This is a genomic window from Xanthovirga aplysinae (assembly GCF_009711365.1).
Taxonomy (GTDB): domain Bacteria; phylum Bacteroidota; class Bacteroidia; order Cytophagales; family Cyclobacteriaceae; genus Xanthovirga; species Xanthovirga aplysinae.
On record NZ_SMMB01000093.1, the window covers coordinates 1 to 325 of the forward strand.

The 325-nt window shown below is 44.9% G+C and carries 1 protein-coding gene; it reads right to left on the bottom strand.

The genetic code is table 11. The features are described 5' to 3' along the window. Positions 1–325 (bottom strand): hypothetical protein (locus E1171_RS23085; RefSeq protein ID WP_222931264.1); only part of this gene is annotated, 325 nt, incomplete at both ends.

Sequence of the window (325 nt, forward strand, 5' to 3'; positions counted from 1 at the left end):
TTTTCCAGCCACATCAAGCTTTTCTGTGGGTGCGGTTTTACCAATTCCTACATTGCCATTCCCCTTGATAACCATTTTTTCGCTATAATCATTAGAGCCATACGTCCTGAAATGGATTGAACCATCACCGCTTCCATCTGCATCACCTGTAATATAGACCTCCCCATTTGTATAAGGGAGCCATGTATGTGCATTGTCATTTTCTGAGGCAAATTTGATGGTGGCCCCACGTACTTCAAGAGTTGCTCCTGGTGTTGTTGTGCCAATGCCTACCTTGCCGGTATTGTCAATACGCATACGCTCAGCATTGTTGGTGTAAATGGCC